This window comes from Sinomonas sp. T428B (assembly GCF_056780155.1).
In genome coordinates this window covers 3,067,652-3,083,770 of record NZ_JBRAZR010000001.1, presented here as the reverse complement: position 1 = coordinate 3,083,770, position 16,119 = coordinate 3,067,652, and the positions used below count along the sequence as shown (strand labels likewise).

Genomic DNA, 16,119 nt, shown 5'->3' with positions numbered 1-16,119 from the left:
AGGATGGGGGCGTGAGCCCCCTCAGTTCCCTCGACGCCGCCCGCGAGGCAGTCTCCGGACTCCTCGCGGGCGGCGTCCGTTTCGCCGTCGTCAGCCCTGGCTCGCGCAGCGCCCCCATGGCCTACGCCCTCGCGGAGGCGGAGGGGCGCGGGCTGCTCGAGCTGGCCGTGCGCGTCGACGAGCGCGCGGCCGGCTTCACGGCGCTCGGCGCCGCGCTGTCCTCGTCGCGGCCGACGGCGGTGCTCACCACGAGCGGCTCGGCCGTCGGGAACCTCGTGCCGGCGATCATGGAGGCCAACCACGCGGAGGTCCCGCTCGTCGTGCTCTCGGCGGACCGGCCAGAGGACCTCCACGGCACGGGCGCCAACCAGACCACCGAGCAGTTCGACCTCTTCGGCGAGCACGTGCGCTTCGCGAGCTCCGTCGCGGCGGGCGAGCCGCCGTCGTCGGCCGTGAGCACGGCGCTCAGCGCGGCCTCCGGCGTGCTGAACGGCATCCCGCCAGGCCCCGTCCAGCTCAACCTGTGCTTCCGGGACCCGCTCGTGCCGGAGGACGGCTGGGAGCCCCCGGTGGGCGGGTCGGCCGGCTGGGAGCTGCAGCTGGGGTTCGAGCGGCCCATCGTCGCCGCGTACGGGGGCCTCCCGCCGCGGCGCACGGTCGTGCTCGCCGGCCACGGCGCCGGGCCGCTCGCCGAGGCCTTCGCGGCCGCGCACGGCCTGCCGCTGCTCGCCGAGCCGTCCTCGAACGCGCGGTACGGGAGCCACGCCGTCGGCCCCTACCGGCTCCTGCTCGACGGCCACCCCGGGAAGGAGATCGAGCGCGTCGTCCTGTTCGGCCGGCCCACGCTCTCCCGCCCGGTGACGGCCCTGCTCGCCCGCGAGGGCGTCGAGACCGCGCTCTACCACCCGCGGCCGGTCGCGTGGTTCAGCGAGGGGCGGCGCCGCGAGCGCCTCGTCGCGGACCTCGACGAGCTCTCGGTCTTCGCCGGCCGGGGCGCCGAGGGCTGGCTCGACGCGTGGCTGCTCGCCGGCGCGGCGGCGCAGGAGGCCATCGACCGCCTGCTCTCGGCGCCCGGCGCCGCGCTGAACGGGCCGCGGCTGGCCCAGCTCGTGTGGCGGCACGCCGCGGGCCAGCTCATGCTCGGCTCCTCCAACGGGATCCGGGACGTCGACCTCGCCGCGGCCCCGCACACCGAGCCCGCCGCGCGGGTCTTCGCGAACCGCGGCCTCTCCGGCATCGACGGCACGGTCTCCACCGCCGCCGGGCTCTGGCTCGGGAACCGCGCCGAGACGACCGTGCTCCTCGGGGACCTGACCTACCTGCACGACGCCGGCGGGCTGCTCCTCGGCCTCGGCGAGGCCGAGCCGAACCTCCGCTTCATCGTGCTCAACGACGCCGGCGGGGCGATCTTCGGCCTCCTCGAGCACGGGGCCGTCGGCGGGGACGCCGCGACCCGCCCGGGTGCGGCGTCCGCCGTCGAGCGCCTCTTCGGCACCCCGCACCGGGTGGACCTGCGCGCCCTCTCGGCCGCGTACGGGCTGCGGCACACGGTCGTGCGGACCCAGGCCGAGGCCGCGGCCGCGCTCGCGGCGCCCCGGTCCGGGGGACGCGAGGTCGTCGAGGCGCGCGTGGACCGGTCTGGCCTGCGGGGGCTGCACGCGCGGATCCGCGAGGCGGTCGGGGAGGCGACGCGCCACGGCGGGTGAGCGCGGCTCCGACGTCGCTCTGGGCAGGCCGCGCGGCCCTCACGGGGTCGGGGTAGGCGTCGGCTCGGCGGGCGCGGGGGAGGTCGTCTCAGGCGTCGGGGGCGCCGGGGACGTCGTCTCGGACGGCGACGACTCGGACGGCGTCGTCCCGGCTGGCGCGGGCGCGGTTGTCGCCGCGGTCGACGGCGGTTCCGTCGCCCCGGGGACTGAGCCCTCGGCCGGCCCCGGAGTCGGGGACACGGCCGGCTCGACGGGCGGGGCCTGGCCGAGGATGCCGACGATCTCGGCCTTGAAGGACTCGAGCTGCGCCGTGATCTCGCTCAGGGAGAAGGTCCTGATGGCGTGCGCGAAGTCCGTGAGCCGGCCCCAGACGTCGCCGAGGGCCAGCAGCTCCTCCTCGCCGGGCCGTTCCTCGAGCGAGAGCACGAGCTGGTTCGCGATCGCGGCGGTGATGCACCGGTAGCAGTCGTAGTTCGCGGCCACGGCGAGGTTCTGCGGGACCACGACCCGCGCGTCGTCCATGATCAGCACGACCTGGAAGGCGACCGCGACGGCGACGCAGTCCGTGCACGAGGCGTAGGCGTGGGCCTCGTTCACGTTGGGCACCTCCTCGCCCTCGGCCCACACCAGCGCGAAGGCGAGGTCGTAGGTCGCGGCGCCGTCCGCCGTCGCCACGGCGAGGGCCTGGTTGTCGCCCTCTGCGGGGGGCAGCGGCGCGTCGAACGGGAACACCCACGCGTCGGACTGGTCCCCGCCGGCCGTGCCCGGCCCGGCGCCGCCGTCCGCGGACGACGTCATGCTGGCGCCGGCTTCGCGGGGAACAAGCACCATGGCGAGGGCGGGTTTGTCCCGGGTGGGCAGCTCGGCGCCCTCCTCGAAGACCGCCACGAGAGGCTTGCCGCTGGCCAGCCGCCCCTGCGCGGCGGTGCCACCGGCCGGCCGGACGGGCGTCTCGCCCGTCGCTGCGGGGCGCATGCCCGCCGCGGTCTGGACCCCGTCGACGAGGGCGGCGAGATTCCCCCTCTCATCGGGCTCGATGGGCCGGTAGCTTCCCTCGTGGGGCCACCATGCCCACGCGGCGGCAGTGATGAGGGATGCGCTCAGCGCGGCCGCGGCCACCCGCTTGACCGTGGAGCCGCGGCTCCACCGCGCGAGGCCCAGGAGCCATCGCGTGGCCATGCGGCCGAGGATCAGCGCGCACGCCACCACGGGTAGGCCGACGGCAAGCATCTCGAAGGAGTGGCCGGCCACGTCGAGGGAGCGGCCCCAGCCCCACGCGGCGGCGACCACGCCGGCGTCGTCCCGGAGGGCCGCCCAGGCACTGCCCACGAGGCGTGGGACCGCCGCGACGAGGGCGATCAGCAGGAGCGCCATGAGCGGGATCGTCACGAGCACCCAGAGCGTGATCACCGCCCGCGCCCACGGCTTGAGCACCCTGTTCTCGGGCGAGTTCCACCGATGCGGCAGGAGCCCGAGGAGGGCCGGCCTGATCCGTCGGTAGAGATCCGGGACGCCGGTCAGGTCGGCCAGCAGGTGGTAGCCGTCGAAGCGCAGGAGCGGGAGGAGCTGCTGCACCATCTGGAGGATCTGGGTCGCGACCAGGAGCAGGACCGCCTCCCAGCCCGTCCACCACCAGACGGCGAACGTGAGCACCACGACGATCGCATTGAAGTACAGCCCCCCGAGGTCTGTGCGGACGCGGCCGGCCCGCCCGAGGCGGTAGCTGTCCGTGACGTCGGTGTAGAAGGCCGGCCACACGATGTAGAGGCCCGCGCCCATCGCGCCCGGCACGGCGCCGCCGTAGCGGGCCGCCGCCGCGTGCCCGAACTCGTGGAAGCCCCCCGAGAGCACCGACACGAGGAAGACGAGCAGGAGCAGGTGCGGCCGCTCGAAGGCGTCGTAGGCCGAGGCGCCGAGGCCCCGGTCGAAGAAGACCCACGCCACGACGGCGAGGAAGCAGGCCAGGGCCGCTGAGACGGCGAGGGGCCTGAACAGCACCCGGAACGGATCGGTCAGCCGCCGGGTGGTCTGCGGGTCGGTGATCGCGAACCGCGGTTTGAGGCCGAGCAGGGGATTCGAGCGCTTGAGCTCAGGCTCGGAGCCGTCCGGGTTCGCGATGAGGCCGAGCGGCCTGAGGTGGCCGTCGACCAGGGCCCGGACGTCGGCCTCGGTGACGGCGCGGCCGAGACCGCGCCCAACGAGCTCGGCGATCTCGGCATGGCCGCGCCGGCCGTCCGCGGCGTTCAGCACGAGATAGAGCAGGGGCGTGAGCTGGAGGACCTGCCCGTCGTGCCGCCTCACGAGGGCAGGTGGGGTCCGGTACCCGGACCCCACCATCTCGCCGAGGAGCTGAACGCCGTCGACGCGCGCTGGGGCGTCGACGAGCGTGCTCATGGCGTCGGCTCAGTGGAGGACTGGTCGATGTCGGAGACCTGGTCGGAGGTCGCCACGGCCTCGCCGGTGATGGACTGCGTGATGATCGCGTCCTGCTGGGCGATGGCCGTCGACTGGGAGTCCTCGGACAGGATGTTGGCAGCCACAGCGGCGTCGATGGGCGCCGCGACGTTGGCGTTCGCCGCGACGGCGCCGTTGATCGGCGCGGCAAGGTCCGCATCCAGGTCGACGTTGACGTCGACGTTGAGGAGGTCGCCCTTGAGCAGGTCGCCCGTGTTGAGCCGGGTGATCGCGTCCGTGACGTCGTCGACCACCTCGCCGGTCGTGCCCACGAGGTTGCCCGCGGCGTCGAGGACCTGGCCGGTGAGCGGATTCAGTGCGCCGATCACGTTGCCGGCGGCGTCCACGACATTGCCCGTCGCGGCATCGAGGGTGCCGACGACGTTGCCGGCACCATCGAGGATCGACGCGCCGTCCACGATGTTCGTGACCGTGCCGATGAGGTTGCCGGCCGTGTCGACGACGACGCCGGTCGTCTCGTTGAGCGTGCCGAGGACGCTGCCGTCGGGGGCCAGGACGTTGCCCGTCGCGGAGTCGAGCGTGCCGATGATCGTGCCCGCCGAGTTGACGACCACGCTGCCGTCGACCGGCTCGACCGCGGCAGCGGCCGCGGCGCCGTCGGCCAGCTCGGTACCTGCCGGTGCGGCCAGGAGGCTGGCCTGCTGGTCGCCTTCGGCGGCGGGCTCCTCGGTGTCGCCCTGGTCGATCGAGCTGTCCTGGATGCCGGTTGCGACGGCGTCCGCCTGGACCGTCTGGGTGACCTGGACGCCCTGGTCTGCCAGCGACTCGGCGATCGAGCCGTCGCTCAGGAGGTTGGCGCTCACGGCTCCGTCGATCGGCGCCACGACGTTGGCGTTCAGCGCCACCGCCAGGTCGATGGGCGCCGCGCCGTCGATCGCGAGGTCGATGTCGGCCGCGAGGTCGAGGATGGAGACCACCTCCTTGTCCGGCAGGGCCGTCACGCCCTCCTGGGCGAGCTCGTCCGGGGTCAGGGGTGCGGAGTCCCCTTCCGGGGTCAAGGGTGTGAAGTCGTCGGTAGTCATGATTCCCCCTCTACGGCCGTCCGGCGCAGGAGGCGCCGAGGAAGCGGCCGTTCTCTTGTCGTCACTACCACGGGGGCAAGTACCCAGCGGCCTGCTGCGCCAAACCGCTGCCTCGGGTGAGACGCCGAGAGGGCCTCGGTAGGGGGATTAAACGGTCACGGTGAGGGTCGCCGTGTACCCGGCCGCGGCGCTGCCCGTCATGGCCGCGAGCTGGTGCACGGCGCCGTCGTCCCGGAAGACCGTGTCCCGGCTGAGCGGCGTGTTGGGGAAGTTCCGCCGGCTCGTGGCGTAGGCGGGGGTCGCGTAGACGTCGTTGCACGCGGCCTCGGTGAGCGCGACCTGGCTGACCTTGAGCACCTGCCCCGTCGAGTTGATGTTGGTGAGCGAGTCGAAGACCTCGAAGTGGATGTGGGGCCAGCGGCCGTTGTACGCGCCCGGGAAGATCGTCGTGAAGGTGACCTGGCCGTCGGCGTTCGCCTCCTGGACGCCGCGGAGGAAGTTCTCGTCGAGATAGCCGGGGTCGTACATCGAGTACCGGCCGTCCTTGTCGCAGTGCCACGCGTAGACTGCGGCTCCCTTGAGCGGGGTGCACCCGTTGGCGTTGTCGAGGAGCGTGAGTGTGAGCGTGAGCGGGACGCCCTCGGCGCGGTTGATCTCCCCGCCCCCGAAGCTGCCGGTGATGTCGCTGCGCACGATCCCGGACTCCTCGAGGACGTTGGGCCCGTTCGTGCCGTCGCCGGGGAAGGGCCCGCCGGTCTCGCCGGGCATCTCGACGCCGCACTCGGCGATCGCGCGCGTCACCGTGGGGGAGGGGGTCGCCGCGGCGCTGCCCGTCGCCGTGCCGCTCCCGGGCGCGGAGGACGACGGCGAGGCGGCCGCCGCCGTCGTCGTCGCCGTCGGGCCCTGGCCCGTGCCGGGCGTGCACGCGGCGAGGGCGGCGGTCGCGCCGGCGCCGAGGGCGAGGCCGAGGGCCCGCCGGCGCGTGAGGAGTGTGGCCAGATCGAACTCGAGGCCGCGGTCGTGGTCCGGGTGGGGCGTGTGCGTCATGTGTTCATGGTGGCCGGGAACCCCAGTCGGCGGCTATGGCCTTGGGGGAAGGGGCTCGCTGTGACGACCGAGCGTCAGGGTGACGAGCGTCACGCCCGCACATTCGTCGCCTGAGCGACAGGATCTCTGGGTCTTCTCTCGTGAGAGCCTCAGCTGCGCTGTCCTCTCTGTAGGCTCGCGGCTGGATCGGTGGTCTGGTCGCGATTCGGCGCGCCTGGCCGTCCGGAATCCCAGAATGCCCTCGGCGCTCCGGACTTGATTCCGCCCCCGGTCTGTTGTCCAATGGTGAAACATTAGTTGCCTGTGATGCACATCTCATTCCACTGGGGACGGGGTAGGATGAGGCGTCGCTTAGCACTTTTGACAGGTACCTCCAAGTAAAGGTAGAGATATGACTTTCTCCGCGAAGCTCGCCGCCACCGGCGTCGCAGTTCTCGCCGTCGGGGCCCTCACGCTCACGGCCTGCACCAACGCCTCGGAGACCGGCGGGTCTGCGCAGACGGGCGGAACGGCGTCCGCGGCACCGGCGTTCGACCCGGCCTCAGTGAAGAAGGACGACTCTCTCGCCGCCCAGGTCCCCGACGCGATCAAGTCCAGGGGCAAGCTCATCGTGGGATCGGATACCTCCTACGCTCCGGCCGAGTTCCTCGGCGGGTCCGACAACCAGACGCCCATGGGCTACGACGTCGACCTCGCCAAGGCGATCGCCGCGAAGCTCGGCCTGACCGCGGACATCCAGACCGCCGAGTTCACCGGCATCCTGCCGGCCCTCGGCCCCAAGTACGACCTCGGGATCTCCTCCTTCACGATCAACTCCGAGCGCCTCGCCGCCGTGAACTTCGTGAGCTACTTCAAGGCCGGCACCTCGTGGGCCGTCCAGCGCGGCAACCCCAAGAACTTCTCCCTCGACGACGTGTGCGGCAAGAAGGTCGGCGTCCAGACGGGCACCGTCCAGGAGGATCCGGACCTCGCGGACCGCAACAAGAAGTGCAAGGACGAGGGCAAGCCGCCCATCGAGATCGTCACGCTCAAGACCCAGACGGACATCAACACGCGCCTGGTCAACGGCTCGATCGACGCGATGGCGGCCGACTCGCCCATCATCGGCTACGCGATCACCCAGACGAACGGCGCCGTCGAGAAGATCGGCGACACCTACGACTCCTCGCCGCAGGGCATCGCCGTCGCCAAGAGCGACATGGCCTTCACGCAGCTGATCCAGAAGACGGTCACGAGCCTCATGGAGGACGGGACGTACAAGAAGATCCTCACGGCCTGGAACAACGAGGACGGCGCGATCCCCGCCGCCGAGGTCAACCCGGCCGTCTGATGACCATGACTGTTCACAAGGCCGAAGAGGCCACCGCGAAGGGCGGTGCGCCGGAGCTCATCAAGGCGGTTCCGGTGCGCCATCCCGGCCGATGGGTCGGCGCCGCCCTCATCGTCCTCCTCCTGGTCCTCGCGGGCCAGAGCCTCGCCACGAACCCCCAGTTCCACTGGGAGACGGTGGCCCTGTACATCCTCGACGTCAACGTGGTCCGCGGCGTGGGCTGGACGCTCCTGCTGACGGTCCTGTCGATGGCCATCGCGATCGTCCTCGCCATCCTCCTGGCCTTCATGCGGCAGTCGGACAACCCGATCTTCCGCTGGGCCAGCTGGGTCTGGGTCTGGTTCTTCCGCGGAACCCCCGTGTACACCCAGCTCATCTTCTGGGGCCTCGTCGCGGTGCTCTACCCCAAGATCGCCCTGGGCGTCCCGTTCGGGCCGGAGCTGTTCAGCTTCAGCACCCAGGACGTGCTCACGGCCTTCTGGGCTGCCGTGCTCGGCCTGGGCCTGAACGAGTCTGCCTACCTCGCGGAGATCTTCCGCGCGGGCCTCAAGTCCGTGGACAAGGGCCAGATGGAGGCCGCCGAGGCCCTCGGCATGCGCAAGGCCAGGATCATGTGGCGGATCATCCTGCCGCAGGCCATGCGCGTGATCGTCCCGCCGACCGGCAACGAGACGATCGGCATGCTCAAGACGACCTCGCTCGTCCTGGCCGTGCCGTTCACCCTCGACCTGACCTTCGTGACGAACTCGCTCGCGAACCGGACCTACCTGCCCATCCCGCTGCTCATCGTCGCGGCCACGTGGTACCTCGTCATCACGAGCATCCTCATGGTCGGCCAGTACTACATCGAGCGGCACTACGGGAAGGGCATCGACGTCCTCGCCCCCGTCGCCGTGAATCCCGCGGCGGTGAAGGCGGCGCAGGCCGGCAGGACGACCGCCGTGACCGGCGGCGAGACCGAGGAGAGCGGACGATGAGCGCACCCGCTGCGGAGACCACCCACCACCTCGCCCCCGGGGCGAAGGAGCTCGTCCGGATCGAGGGCGTGCACAAGTTCTTCGGCGAGCACCATGTGCTGCGGGGGATCGACATGACCGTCCGGCAGGGCGAGGTCGCCGTCCTCATCGGCCCGTCCGGGTCGGGCAAGTCAACCCTCCTGCGCTGCATCAACCAGCTCGAGACGATCAGCGCCGGCCGGATCTACGTCGACGACGAGCTCGTCGGCTACCGGGAGAAGAGGGGGCGCCTGCACGAGCTCAGCGTCAAGGAGATCGCGCGCCAGCGCCGCAACATCGGCATGGTGTTCCAGCGCTTCAACCTCTTCGGCCACATGACGGCCGTCGAGAATGTCATGGAGGCCCCCGTCCAGGTCAAGGGCCAGGACAGGGCCACGGCGAAGCGGCGCGCGCTCGAGCTCCTCGACCGCGTGGGCCTGTCCGACCGCTCGAACCACTACCCGGCGCAGCTCTCGGGCGGCCAGCAGCAGCGCGTCGCGATCGCCCGGGCGCTCGCGATGGACCCCGAGCTCATGCTCTTCGACGAGCCGACCTCGGCGCTGGACCCCGAGCTCGTCGGCGATGTGCTCAACGTCATGAAGGACCTCGCCAAGTCCGGCATGACCATGGTCGTCGTGACGCACGAGATCGGCTTCGCCCGCGAGGTCGGAGACACCCTGACCTTCATGGACGGCGGCGTCGTGGTCGAATCGGGCAACCCCCGTGAGGTCATCGCCAACCCCCAGCACGAGCGCACGAAGGGCTTCCTCAGCCGGGTCCTCTGACGATGGGCCACACAAGGGAAGGGACATGACCCCTCAACCGGTATCTCCGGTTGAGGGGTCATGTCCTCTTGGCTGAGGAATCACTTCCCCACCGTTGAGTGGCCACGTCTCGTCATGTGACCGGCCAAGATCCGGCCCACTGACCGGCCAGATCTTGCCCGCCGACTGGCCAGAAGTTCTAGCGCTCGATGCCGAGCGCCTCGAGCATGGGGCGAAACTTGGCCCAGGTCTCGGCGAGCTCGGCCTGCGGCTGCGACGCCTCGACGATGCCGCAGCCGGCGTACAGGCGCATCGTGGTCGGCGTCTCGATGACCCCGCCGCGCAGCGCGATGCCCCACTCGCCGTTCCCCGCGCCGTCGAGCCAGCCCACGGGGCCGGCGTACGGACCCCGGTCGAGCTCCTCGAGCTCGCGGATGAGGGCGCCCGCGACGAGGGTCGGCGTCCCGCACACTGCGGCCGTCGGGTGCAGCGCGTTCACGAGCGCGAGCGACGTCGGCACGTGCCCCTCGACCTCCGCGAGCTCGGCCTTGACGTCCGAGGCGAGGTGGAACACGTTGGGCAGCTCGAGGATGAACGGCTCCTCGTGCGAGTTCATGGCCTCGGAGAACGGCTCGAGCGCCACGGTGAGGGACTGGATCGCGATCTCGTGCTCGTGCCGCTGCTTCGCCGAGCCCGCGAGCACCCGCGCGGGGTACCCGTCGCCCTGCCCGACGGCGTCGCGCCGGTCGAGCGTGCCGGCGAGCACGCGCGCCTGCGCCGTGCGCCCCTCGACCTGGATGAGCATCTCCGGCGTCGCACCCACGAGGCCGTCCACGCCGTACACCCACGTGTCCCGGTAGGCCGCCGCGAGCCGCCGCAGCACCTCGGCGCGCGGGATCCCGGCGGCGTCCTCCACGACGATGTCCCGCGCGAGCACGAGCTTCTCGAGCTCGCCCGCGCGGATGTGCCGCACCCCGGCGGCCACGGCATCCATCCAGCGCTGCTGGCCGAGCGCGCCCGGCAGGAGCGCGGCGTGGCGATGCGCCGCCGGTGGCAGGGCTGCAGACGGCGAGAGCGCGGACGACGGCGAGTGCGCGCCGTCGTGCGCCGGGTCGGCCGACGGCGAGCGGGCGCCGTCGTGCGCCGCAGCCCGCGGGCCGCCCGCGGCGACGATCCGCGCGACCGCGTCCCGCAGCGAGGCCTCGGTTGGCACGGTGCCGTCGGTGCTCAGCTGCGTGGCCCACGCGCGCCCGTCGCGGATGCCGAGCACGATCTCGGGCACGATGAGCCGCGAGAGGAACCGGGAGGTCTTCGAGAATGCGAAGCTGCCGAAGGCGAGCGGGCCCGTGCCCGGGTGGCCGACGGCGTCGTCGACCTCGGCCTCGAGCACGAGGTGCTTCCACCACGCCTCGGCCTCGATGAACCGCTCGGGGCCGGTCACCGTGAACCGCGCCGCCTCGCCGAAGCCCAGGTGGCCCTCCCCGCGCCGCGTCCAGCACTGGACCGCGCCCTCCGCTGCACCCTCTGCCTCCCCCTTTGCCTTCGGCGCGTCCGCGAGAAAAGCGGCCAGATCCTCGGCGGGGAAGTCGTCCCCCAGGTCGATGCTGAGGGCGCGGAGGGGGTGGCTCATGATGGATCAAGAGTACGCGCTAATCTTTGGCACAATGGTGCGGGTGATCAGCGCAGGCAGCAGGGCATCCCTCGAGAAGCGTCCCGACGAAGTCGCGAGCATGTTCGACGAGGTGGCGCCCCGGTACGACGTCGTGAACGACCTCCTCTCGCTCGGCCAGACCCGCCGGTGGCGCAAGGTCGTCGTCGACGCGGTCGACGCCGCACCGCACCAGCGCGTCCTCGACCTCGCCGCCGGAACGGGCACCTCCGCCGAGCCGTACGCGGACGCCGGCGTGGACGTCGTCGCATGCGACTTCTCGCTCGGCATGCTCCGGGTCGGCAAGCGCCGCCGCCCGGACATCGACTTCATCGCCGGGGACGCGACGAACCTGCCGTTCGCCGACAACGCCTTCGACGCCGTCACGATCAGCTTCGGGCTGCGCAACGTCAACGACCCGCACAGGGCCCTGCAGGAGATGCTCCGCGTGACCAAGCCGGGCGGGCGGCTCGTCGTCGCGGAGTTCTCCTCCCCGGTCAACCCCCTGTGGCGCACCATGTACCTCGAGTACCTCATGCGCGCCCTGCCCGAGATCGCCCGCCGCGCGTCCTCCAACCCGGACGCCTACGTGTACCTCGCCGATTCGATCCGGGCCTGGCCGGACCAGGACAACCTCGCCGCGTGGCTCGTCGCCGACGGCTGGGAGAACGTGACGTACCGGAACCTGACCGGCGGGATCGTCGCGGTGCACCGGGCGCACAAGCCCGAGGCCCCCGCCTCGACACCGGGCCCGCTCGCCAAGGCCCGCCGCGCCCGCCGCGGCACGCGCTGACCCGATGGAGGTCCTCGTCATCGGGGCCGGCCCCGCCGGCTCCACCGCCGCCCACTACCTCGCGCGCTCCGGCGTGCCGGTCACGGTCCTCGAGAAGACGCGCTTCCCGCGCGAGAAGGTCTGCGGCGACGGCCTGACCCCGCGCGCCGTCCGCGAGATCCAGCTCCTCGGCCTCCCGCACGCCGAGGCGGACGGCTGGCGGCGCAACCGTGGCCTACGCCTCATCGCCGGCGGGCGCACGCTCGAGCTCCCCTGGCCGGCCCTCGGCGACTTCCCGGACTACGGCCTCATCCGCACGAGGCTCGGCTTCGACGCCGAGCTCGCCGAGCATGCCCGCACCGCGGGCGCCAGCATCCTGGAGGGCCACGCCGTCACCGAGGTGATGGACGACGGCGGCCGCGTCGTGGGCGCGCGCGCCCACCTCCTCGACGGGGACGGCCGGCGGACGGGCGAGACGCGCGAGTTCCGCGCCGACGTCGTGCTCGCCGCCGACGGCAACTCGACCCGCGCCGCCGTCTCGCACGGGCTCGCCAAGCGCGACGACCGCCCGCTCGGCGTCGCCTACCGCACGTACTTCACGAGCCCCCGCCACGAGGACGACTGGATGGAGGGCTGGCTCGAGCTGCCCGGCCGGGACGGCAAGCCGCTGCCCGGCTACGGCTGGGTCTTCGGCGTCGGCGACGGCACCTCGAACGTGGGCCTGGGCATCCTCAACTCCTCCAAGGAGTTCGGCAAGCTCGACTACCGCCAGGTGCTGCGCGACTGGACGGCCGGCATGCCGGGGGAGTGGGGCTTCACCGAAGAGAACCAGGTCGGCCCGGTGCGCGGCGCCGCGCTGCCGATGGGCTTCAACCGCACCCCGCACGTCGTGCCGGGGATGGCCCTGCTCGGCGACGCGGGCGGGATGGTGAGCCCCTTCAACGGCGAGGGCATCTCGTACGCGATGGAGTCCGCCCGGTTCGCGGCCCAGTACCTCGTCGACGCGGCCTCGGCCCAGCGCGCGGCGGGCCTCGCGCGCCCGTCCGCGGCCGACGTCGACCGTCGCCTCGCCGCCTACGCCGACCGGGTGCGCGCGGAGTGGGGGAGCCACTTCACGCTCGGGCGGATGTTCGCCGCGCTCATCGGGCACCCCGCCGTCATGCGCGCCGCGCTCGCGACCGGCATGCCGATCCCGCCGCTCATGCGGCTCGTCGTGCGGCTCCTCGCGAACCTCGCCGACCGGCCGGGCACGAGCCCGGCGGACGCCGCGATCCGTGTCCTCGAGTCGCTCGTCCCCGCGACCTCCAACACCCACCGCCCCCGCACGCCTGCGCCCGCCCGGCGCCCCGAAAGCTAGGCTTGACCCGTGACGACTTCTCGAGACCACAGCTGGACGCATGCCGGGCACGGACGCCCGCAGTCCGCTGAGCCGGCCCCGACCACCACGGCGATCGCCGCCGGCCTCCAGCTCCCCGTGGGCTTCGCCGCCATCGCGGAGGACGCCGAGCTCGGCCCGGCGATCACGACGAGCATGGCCCGGGTCGAGAAGCGCCTGCGCGAGGCAATCGCGAACTCCGACCCGCTCGCGGATGCGACGAGCCGGCACCTCGTCGAGGCCGGCGGCAAGCGGATCCGCCCGCTCCTGACGATCCTGTGCTCGCACCTCGGGGACCCGGAGCGGCCCGAGGTCCTGCAGGCGGCCGCCGTCGTCGAGCTGACGCACCTCGCGACGCTGTACCACGACGACGTCATGGACTCCGCCCCGTACCGCCGCGGCGCCCCCACGGCGCACGAGGTGTGGGGCAACACCGTCGCGATCCTCACGGGCGACCTCATCTTCGCGCGCGCCTCGATCCTCGTCTCCGAGCTCGGCGGCCGCGCCCTGTCCATCCAGGCCCGCACCTTCGAGCGCCTGTGCCTCGGCCAGCTGCACGAGACCGTCGGACCGCGCGAGGGGGAGGACCCGGTCGATCACTACCTGTCCGTCCTCGCGGACAAGACCGGCTCGCTCATCGCGGCCTCGGGCCAGCTCGGGGCGATCTTCTCGGGCGCGCCGGACGAGTACGAGTCCGTGCTCGTGGAGTACGGCGAGAAGGTCGGCGTCGCGTTCCAGCTCGCCGACGACGTCATCGACGTGACCGGCGGCAAGGCCTCGTCCGGGAAGTCCGCTGGGACCGACCTGCGCGAGGGCGTCCCCACGCTCCCCGTCCTGCTCGCCCGCCGCGCTGCGGACGACGGCGACGCCTCCGCAGCGGGCGTCGTCGCCCTCGTCGACGGGGATCTCACGAGCGACGAGGCCCTCGCCCGGGCGGTCGAGGCCCTGGCCGCGCACCCAGCGACGCGGGAGGCCTGGGCCGTGGCCCGCGAGTGGGCCGACGCCGCGAAGGCCGCGCTCGCGCCGCTGCCCGAGGGCGTCGTGAAGGCCTCGCTGGCCGCCTTCGCCGACGCGGTGGTCGACCGCACCGTCTAACCCCGCCCCATCCAACGCTGCGGGGCCACCTCCCAACGATGCGGGGTCACCTCCCAGCGTTGCAGGGTCACCTCCCAACGATGCGGGGTCACCTCCCAGCCTTGCAGGGTCATCCCTGACCGTGGATGCCTTGTGGAGGGGAAGTGCGCTCGCGCCTAGCGATGCCTCTCGGCCCATCTGCCTGTGGATAACGCTGAGCCGGCTCGGACCATTGGTGCCAGCATGTGGCCATGAACGCTCCCGCGCCTCACGCGGCGCTCCTCGACACCCCCTTCACGGCCGCCGATGCCCGGCACCACGGCCTGGACTACTTCGCCCTGCTCCGCGAGGACGTTCGGCACGTGAGCCGAGAGCTCTACGTCCCCGGCGAGGGCCAGGCTGAGCTCCTCGATCGAGTCCGAGCGCACCTTGCCGTGACGCCAGGCGCCTGGGCATCGCATCGGACGGCCGCCGCCATCCACGGGTTATGGCTTCCAGGCACTGCTGACGACCATTCGCTGCTCCACCTCAGCAAGCCCACCGAGCTCCCGAGAGTCAGACGTGCCGGCGTTGTCGGGCACCGGGTGAAGATTCGCCCCGACGAGGTGGTCGACGTCGAACCCGGAATCCGGGTGACCAGTCCGGCCAGGACATGGCTGGATCTCGGCAACGAGCTAGGGCCTGTGGCGCTCGTGGCCCTCGGTGACCAGCTGATCCGCATCCCGCGGGCTGACTTCGAGGGCCGGGAGCGCCCGTACGCCACGAGGAGCCTTCTGGCTGCGCTGCTCCAGGCGCATCCGAAGATGCAGGGCGTGGCTAAGTGCCGTGCTGCGCTGGCAGACATGCGCGTCGGGGCAGACTCCGTGCCGGAGACGCTCTTGAGGCTCTGTCTCCTCGCTTATGGATTCCCTGAGCCGGAACTCCAGATCGTGCTGCGGGCGTACGACCCCTTCTCGCCCAGTGGCGACATGGGCTACCGAAGCGTCAAGGTCGTCCTCCAGTACGACGGCGGCCATCACGAGAGCGATGAGCAGCGCGAGCGCGATGCCCGCCGGGACGCTGCTTTCCGAGCTGCCGGATGGGTCGTCATCATCGTGACGGCAGAGGACAGACACGACGATTTCGGCCGGGTTCGGGCCGAGCTGCGGAAGTACCTCGGCAGCCGCTGACCCCGCATCGTAGGGAGGTGACCCCGCAACGCTGGGAGGTGACCCCGCAACGCTGGGAGGTGACCCGGCAACGTGGGTTAAAGCGGATGGCCCCGGGAGGCGGTAGAACCGCTCCCCGGGGCCGTTTCCGTTCGCACCCGGATCCACTGGAGGCTAAGTAGTGAACCCACGATCAAGCATATGACAGATCCGTCAAAAAGCAAATAGACCCCGTCAATGATGTGTGAACTCCAGAGTCACACCGAAGCAGGGCTAGCCCTCGTCGTCCTCGGAGAAGACCCACTCGAACATGTCGAACGTGAACTCGGAGAAGGTTCCGTCCTCGGACACCCACTCGCCCCGCGCGTTGTTCTTGCGGTACACGATCGGGTCAGGCACGCGCAGGTCCCCGGACCGGAACCCCCACGTGAACTGCTCCTCCTCGTCCTCGAGGAACATGAGGAACCCCTCGTCGTCGACCTCGAGCTCCTCGGGGTCCCAGAAGTAGTGGTACGCCTCCATGAGCTCGCTCCCGCCCAGGGCGAGGTAGAACTCGCGCAGAGCGAGCGGGATCGAGAAAGCATGCTCCTCGAGCGCGCCGTCGAGCTCCTCCTCGGAGAGGCCGTCGCTGGGCTGCCAGGGATCCTCGAGGTACTTGGGGACAAGCGCGCGGAACTTCTCCAGGAACATCTCGCTCATGCTGCTCATCCTAGTCGCGGGCGCGGCCCTCGTTTCGGCCGGGTAAACGCCCTCGGGGGTACGC

13 protein-coding genes are annotated in these 16,119 nt (G+C 71.8%); 8 read left to right on the top strand and 5 right to left on the bottom strand.

Translation table 11 applies throughout. The features are described from left to right. Window positions 1–11 precede the first annotated feature (11 nt). Window positions 12–1,706, top strand: coding sequence for a 2-succinyl-5-enolpyruvyl-6-hydroxy-3-cyclohexene-1-carboxylic-acid synthase (menD, locus tag ACUYMY_RS14255; protein ID WP_481704190.1), 1,695 nt, complete (start codon window positions 12–14; stop codon window positions 1,704–1,706). A 39-nt stretch (window positions 1,707–1,745) separates the two neighbouring features. Here menD and ACUYMY_RS14250 read toward each other — a convergent pair whose 3' ends face one another. The 3 genes from ACUYMY_RS14250 to ACUYMY_RS14240 form a co-directional block, all read right to left on the bottom strand. Continuing rightward, window positions 1,746–4,100 (bottom strand): zinc metalloprotease, encoded by a 2,355-nt coding sequence (locus tag ACUYMY_RS14250; RefSeq protein ID WP_481704189.1) that lies wholly within the window; start codon window positions 4,098–4,100, stop codon window positions 1,746–1,748. Then, window positions 4,097–5,203 (bottom strand): hypothetical protein, encoded by a 1,107-nt coding sequence (locus ACUYMY_RS14245; protein WP_481704188.1) that lies wholly within the window; start codon window positions 5,201–5,203, stop codon window positions 4,097–4,099. Before ACUYMY_RS14245 ends, ACUYMY_RS14250 begins: the two co-directional genes overlap by 4 nt. 147 nt (window positions 5,204–5,350) lie before the next feature. Next, the gene (locus tag ACUYMY_RS14240; RefSeq protein ID WP_481704187.1) at window positions 5,351–6,250 is read right to left on the bottom strand and encodes a dioxygenase family protein; all 900 of its coding nucleotides are present in this window, start codon (window positions 6,248–6,250) and stop codon (window positions 5,351–5,353) included. 391 nt (window positions 6,251–6,641) lie between these two features. Here ACUYMY_RS14240 and ACUYMY_RS14235 point away from each other — a divergent pair, with 391 nt between their 5' ends. From ACUYMY_RS14235 to ACUYMY_RS14225, 3 genes are read left to right on the top strand one after another with little or no spacing between them, the layout of a single operon-like run. After that, window positions 6,642–7,580, top strand: a complete 939-nt coding sequence (locus ACUYMY_RS14235; RefSeq protein WP_481704186.1) for an ABC transporter substrate-binding protein — start codon at window positions 6,642–6,644, stop codon at window positions 7,578–7,580. Between the two features lie 5 nt (window positions 7,581–7,585). Beyond that, window positions 7,586–8,557, top strand: coding sequence for an amino acid ABC transporter permease (locus ACUYMY_RS14230; RefSeq protein ID WP_481704185.1), 972 nt, complete (start codon window positions 7,586–7,588; stop codon window positions 8,555–8,557). After that, window positions 8,554–9,360 carry an amino acid ABC transporter ATP-binding protein gene (locus ACUYMY_RS14225; RefSeq protein WP_481704184.1) on the top strand — a complete coding sequence of 269 codons (807 nt, stop codon included), beginning with the start codon at window positions 8,554–8,556 and terminating at the stop codon, window positions 9,358–9,360. The genes ACUYMY_RS14230 and ACUYMY_RS14225 overlap by 4 nt, the downstream gene beginning before the upstream one ends. A gap of 178 nt (window positions 9,361–9,538) precedes the next feature. Here ACUYMY_RS14225 and ACUYMY_RS14220 read toward each other — a convergent pair whose 3' ends face one another. Then, entirely contained in the window at window positions 9,539–10,969 is a 1,431-nt protein-coding gene (locus ACUYMY_RS14220; RefSeq protein ID WP_481704183.1) for an isochorismate synthase, read from the bottom strand. 46 nt (window positions 10,970–11,015) lie between these two features. Between ACUYMY_RS14220 and ACUYMY_RS14215 the strand changes: the two genes are divergently transcribed. The 4 genes from ACUYMY_RS14215 to ACUYMY_RS14200 all read left to right on the top strand — a co-directional run bounded on the left by ACUYMY_RS14215 (window position 11,016) and on the right by ACUYMY_RS14200 (window position 15,377). Beyond that, complete coding sequence (locus ACUYMY_RS14215) at window positions 11,016–11,780, top strand: demethylmenaquinone methyltransferase (protein WP_481705064.1); 765 nt, start codon at window positions 11,016–11,018, stop codon at window positions 11,778–11,780. Between the two features lie 4 nt (window positions 11,781–11,784). Then, window positions 11,785–13,116, top strand: a complete 1,332-nt coding sequence (locus tag ACUYMY_RS14210) for a geranylgeranyl reductase family protein (RefSeq protein ID WP_481704182.1) — start codon at window positions 11,785–11,787, stop codon at window positions 13,114–13,116. Between the two features lie 9 nt (window positions 13,117–13,125). Further along, window positions 13,126–14,229, top strand: a complete 1,104-nt coding sequence (locus tag ACUYMY_RS14205) for a polyprenyl synthetase family protein (protein WP_481704181.1) — start codon at window positions 13,126–13,128, stop codon at window positions 14,227–14,229. A gap of 230 nt (window positions 14,230–14,459) precedes the next feature. After that, on the top strand, window positions 14,460–15,377 hold the full coding sequence (locus ACUYMY_RS14200; protein ID WP_481704180.1) for a DUF559 domain-containing protein: 918 nt from the start codon (window positions 14,460–14,462) through the stop codon (window positions 15,375–15,377). A gap of 252 nt (window positions 15,378–15,629) precedes the next feature. Here ACUYMY_RS14200 and ACUYMY_RS14195 read toward each other — a convergent pair whose 3' ends face one another. Beyond that, window positions 15,630–16,055 carry a hypothetical protein gene (locus ACUYMY_RS14195; protein WP_481704179.1) on the bottom strand — a complete coding sequence of 142 codons (426 nt, stop codon included), beginning with the start codon at window positions 16,053–16,055 and terminating at the stop codon, window positions 15,630–15,632. Window positions 16,056–16,119: the final 64 nt, after the last annotated feature.